The following is a 3,732-nucleotide window of genomic DNA, read 5'->3' on the forward strand; positions in this document are numbered from 1 at the left end:
CCGTTAAAAACTCCTGTAGAGCTCTCATCGTAAATTCCTTTATACATTTCATGAGATTCACAATTTGGAGCCTTATGCTCTACCAAAGTATGATTGTCTACATGTTGTTTTCCGTTCAAAATAGAAATACCATTCATATGAGATACACAGTGCTCTCCATTTTGGTAAAACTCTAAATTGTTACGTGTCAACTTTCCTCCAAAAGAAAAAGTATGTACCGAAGCAACACTATCTTTTTGTTGAGAAACAAAAGTTCCATCAACCAAAGAAGCTGTTTCTACATCATTTTGCATTTTATAGAAATCAACAATACCTCTTTTGTTCACAAAAATCTCAGTTACAGAGTTTGTCAAGGTAGTATTAGAAGTCAAACTTTGATGACGCTCAATAATTTGAACATGGGCATTTTCACCAACGATTACTAAATTTCTAGGCTGAATAAGAATTTCTTTTTCTGTTCCAGTAGAAAAATTAATTATTTGAATTGGCTTTGGTACCACTTTGTTTTTCGGAATATTTATATAAGCTCCTTCATGAGAAAACGCTGTATTTAAATCCGAAAGACTATTATTTTCTCCTGCCAACTTATTAAAGTAAGCATCCACTACCATTTTATATTTAGGTTTTGTCAATGCCGATGACATTACACAAATATCCAAACCATCGTGGGTAGTATTTGATAAAAATGAACTAAACTTTCCGTCAATAAAAACTAGATTGTAACAATCCGTTTCATTGATGAAATATTTTTTAACATCCTTATAAGCTAATGACTCTTCACTCTTTGGAAACACATTATAATCGTGTTTTAAGACAGAATTCAAGCTTGTATATTTCCACTCCTCATCCTTCTTTGTAGGAAATCCTTTGTTCTCAAAATCGCTGAATGCTTTCGAACGAATATCATGAACATTTGAATCTACATCTACATCAACCTTATTTTCAAAGGCTAAAAAAGAGGATACTAATTTTTCTTTTAATTCCATTGTATTTGAAATTATGCGTTCAATTCTTCTTTGATCCAGTCGTATCCTTTTTCTTCTAATTCTAAAGCTAATTCTTTAGTACCAGATTTTACGATTTTTCCATCGTGTAATACATGAACAAAATCAGGAACGATATAATCTAACAAACGTTGGTAATGCGTAATAACAATCACAGCGTTGTCTTTAGATTTTAATTTATTTACTCCGTTTGCTACAATACGCAGTGCATCAATATCCAAACCAGAATCCGTTTCATCTAAGATTGCCAATTTAGGTTCTAACATCGCCATTTGAAAAATCTCATTTCTTTTCTTCTCACCTCCAGAGAATCCTTCATTCAATGAACGAGATAAGAATTTTCTGTCAATCTCTAACAATTCTGACTTCTCACGAATTTTTTTCAACAAATCTTTTGCCGGCATTTCTTCTAATCCTTGTGCCTTTCTAGACTCATTGATAGAAGATTTGATAAAGTTAGTAACGGTTACCCCAGGAATCTCTATTGGATATTGAAAAGATAAAAACACACCTGCATGCGCTCTTTCTTCAGGAGCCATTTCACTAATATCTTCCCCGTTCAACTCAATTGAACCACCTGTTACTTCATATTCTTCTTTACCTGCAATTACAGAAGCCATTGTACTTTTTCCAGCACCATTTGGTCCCATAATAGCATGTACTTCACCTGCTTTTACTTCGATATTTAATCCTTTAAGGATATCTTTATCTTCTATTTTAGCTTGTAGATTTTCTATTTTTAACATCTTCTAAATTGTTAATTTGTTTACTTGTGTAATCGTGTAATTGATAATCCATTTAACAATTACACAGTTCAACGATTCAACGGTTTACCCGACAGATCCTTCTAAACTGATTTCTAATAATTTTTGAGCTTCCACTGCAAACTCCATTGGCAACTTATTCAATACATCTTTACTAAATCCATTTACAATTAAGGCAATGGCTTTTTCAGTATCGATTCCTCTTTGGTTGCAATAGAACAATTGATCTTCTCCAATTTTACTTGTTGTAGCTTCATGCTCTACCTGTGCAGTAGTATTTTTAGCTTCTATGTAAGGGAATGTATGTGCTCCACACTGATCTCCCATCAACAAGGAATCACATTGAGAAAAGTTACGTGCATTTTCTGCTCTCGCATTGATTTGCACCAATCCTCTATAACTGTTTTGAGATTTCCCTGCAGAGATTCCTTTAGAAATGATGGTACTCTTGGTATTTTTTCCAAGGTGAATCATTTTTGTTCCCGTATCTGCTTGCTGGAAATTATTTGTTACCGCGATTGAGTAAAACTCTCCCACTGAATTATTTCCTTTTAATATACATGAAGGATATTTCCAAGTAACTGCAGAACCTGTTTCAACTTGTGTCCAAGAAATTTTTGCATTTGTTTCGCAAATACCTCTTTTGGTTACAAAGTTATAAACTCCACCCGTTCCTTCTTTATCTCCGGGGAACCAGTTTTGTACTGTTGAATATTTGATCTCAGCATCATCCATAGCAATCAATTCAACTACAGCTGCGTGTAATTGGTTTTCATCTCTTGCTGGAGCAGTACAACCTTCTAGGTAACTTACATAACTACTTTCATCAGCGATCAACAAAGTACGCTCAAATTGCCCCGTACCTCCTTCATTAATTCTGAAATAAGTAGACAATTCCATTGGACATTTTACTCCTTTAGGGATATAACAAAAAGACCCATCAGTAAATACTGCTGAGTTTAATGCTGCATAAAAATTATCCGTTTTTGGTACAACGGTACCCATGTATTTTTGCACCAATTCAGGATGCTCCTGAATGGCTTCAGAGATAGGCATAAAAATAATACCTTTTTCTGCTAAAGTCTTTTTAAAAGTAGTTGCTACAGAAACAGAATCAACAACGATATCCACTGCTACTCCTTGTAATTTCTTCTGCTCATCAACAGAAATCCCTAACTTCTTGTACATCTCTAACAAGTCAGGATCAACATCATCCAAAGATTTATTAGGATCTGCTTTTTTAGGAGCAGAATAATAACTTATCGCTTGAAAATCTGGCTTTTCATAATTTACATTTGCCCATTCAGGCTCTTCCATTTGTTCCCAAATTCTAAAAGCATCCAATCGCCATTCAGTCATCCATTCTGGCTCATTTTTCTTTTTAGAAATTGCACGAACAACCTCTTCATTCAATCCTTTAGGAAAGGTATCCGACTCAATATCTGTATAAAAACCGTACTCATACTCCTGAGTTTCCAGTTCCTTTTTTAAGTCGTCTTCAGTATACTTTGACATAATTAATTTAATATTAAAAGATTTAATAAATTAAAGAGAAAACGACTCTCCACATCCACAAGTTCTACTTGCATTCGGGTTGTTAAAAACAAAACCGGTTCCATTAAGTCCACCAGAATATTCTAAAGTAGTCCCTACCAAATAAAGAAAACTCTTTTTATCCACAATAATTTTCACACCATTGTCTTCAAAAACCTTATCTTCCTCACTAGAGTTTTTGTCAAAATCAAGGTCATAGGACAAACCTGAACAACCTCCACTTTTAACACCTACACGAACAAAATCTGTAGCAGAATCATACCCATCATCTGTCATCAATTCAATGACTTTCTTTTTTGCTATGTCTGAAACTTTTATCATAATTAAACTCCTTACTTTATTAAGTGTTTGCAAAGATACAATTTGTATCCTGCATTTTGAACAATTATATCTTGTATTTCTTTATTAAC

General features: G+C 33.8%; 4 protein-coding genes. All 4 read right to left on the minus strand.

Translation table 11 applies throughout. The features are described 5' to 3' along the window. A partial coding sequence (locus P8H68_RS13725) for a SufD family Fe-S cluster assembly protein (protein WP_300326393.1) occupies nt 1-986 on the minus strand: 986 nt, incomplete at its 3' end. Nucleotides 987-997: 11 nt separating this feature from the next. Continuing rightward, entirely contained in the window at nt 998-1,750 is a 753-nt protein-coding gene (sufC, locus tag P8H68_RS13730) for a Fe-S cluster assembly ATPase SufC (protein ID WP_300326396.1), read from the minus strand. 84 nt (nt 1,751-1,834) lie between these two features. Continuing rightward, nucleotides 1,835-3,283 (minus strand): Fe-S cluster assembly protein SufB, encoded by a 1,449-nt coding sequence (sufB, locus tag P8H68_RS13735; RefSeq protein ID WP_300326399.1) that lies wholly within the window; start codon nt 3,281-3,283, stop codon nt 1,835-1,837. 30 nt (nt 3,284-3,313) lie between these two features. Next, nucleotides 3,314-3,643: an iron-sulfur cluster assembly accessory protein gene (locus P8H68_RS13740; RefSeq protein WP_300326402.1), complete on the minus strand. Its 330-nt coding sequence runs from the start codon at nt 3,641-3,643 to the stop codon at nt 3,314-3,316. Nucleotides 3,644-3,732 lie beyond the last annotated feature (89 nt).

The organism is Flavicella sp., from assembly GCF_029238425.1.
In the GTDB taxonomy this organism is placed as follows: domain Bacteria; phylum Bacteroidota; class Bacteroidia; order Flavobacteriales; family Flavobacteriaceae; genus Flavicella.